This is a genomic window from Thiolapillus sp. (assembly GCF_048562965.1).
GTDB lineage: Bacteria > Pseudomonadota > Gammaproteobacteria > Chromatiales > Chromatiaceae > Thiolapillus > Thiolapillus brandeum_A.
In genome coordinates, this window is sequence record NZ_JBHNMF010000921.1 from 1 (window position 1) to 1,128 (window position 1,128).

The window sequence follows — 1,128 nt, forward strand, 5'->3', positions numbered from 1 at the left end:
TGGTTTTCTTATGTATCAATGCTTTAGATCATAATTGTACCATCCTGCACCGGATTTCTCATCGTCTTTTTTCGGTTTTTCAATTGAATTTCAATGACTTGGCATTTATAGACGGGAACTATATAGCGCAGAACCAGCCAGCCGACAGGGTAATAGGGGATATGGTGTGAGCGCATTTGCCGGCGCATGAGTTCCCGGGGATGGGCAAAGCTGGCGATACTGATGATACCGGCCAGATCCCGCCGCCGGGATGCCAGCAGCAGGGTTGCCGCTGCGCCAACAGAATGACCCAGCAGAAACAGCCTGTGCGGGTCGGTCTGGGGCTGTTTCTTCAGCCAGTCCAGGCCGTGTTCCAGGTCTTCCGCAAAGCGTGGCATGGAAGAGAAGCTGTCGCTGTCACTGTTGCCGTGATTGCGGGCATCCAGCAACAGTACGCCATAGCCGGCCTGATGCAGCAACCTGGCAAAGGGCAGCATCTGGGCGGCGCTTCCGCCCCAGCCATGAATGACGGCAACCACTGGCACCTTGCCTGCAAGATCTTCCCCAACAACAAACCAGGCTGACAGCCATTTTCCGTTGACAGTGGCGATACGGCACTCCCGATAAAGCAGTTTCAGATCCGCTGGCGTTTCGTTTACGGTGCACCGGGGTACCCGGTAGGCAAGCCGGATCAGCCAGGGAACGGATATTGCCAGTACCAGAACGGCTGCTGCTGTGGCGATCAGTATGTACATTTACATGGCCTGCTCTTTCCATCCTGATTCCCTTGAGAATGACTGCAACGAAACGTTGAACAATTCATCGAAGCGTGGAATATCAGTGTGTGGATCAGATGGTGCTGCATGTCTGTAAACGCCTTAAGTGATTGAATGTCATGAACTTATAAATTCTGGCACGGAAGCTGCTTAGTTTCAGTTGAGAAGAATAGCATTTTCCAACAGGAAACCTGGAGCTTAGGAGGCTGACATGGGACATCCGGCAAAGAAAATAGAAATCGGGAAAGTGATCGATCAAGCGTGTCTTCGGCCTCGTGATAGATTTTGGGACATCCCAGTCCCCAAAATCGACTCGGCCTTTGACAACCTATTGGTGCCCCAGCCGTCCTGGTCACCAAGCACTACGCAACAA

Annotated in this window: 1 protein-coding gene; it reads right to left on the reverse strand. The window is 52.3% G+C overall.

The features are described 5' to 3' along the window. Positions 1 to 23: 23 nt before the first annotated feature. Entirely contained in the window at positions 24 to 734 is a 711-nt protein-coding gene (locus ACOCD2_RS21215) for an alpha/beta hydrolase (RefSeq protein ID WP_293689456.1), read from the reverse strand. Positions 735 to 1,128 lie beyond the last annotated feature (394 nt).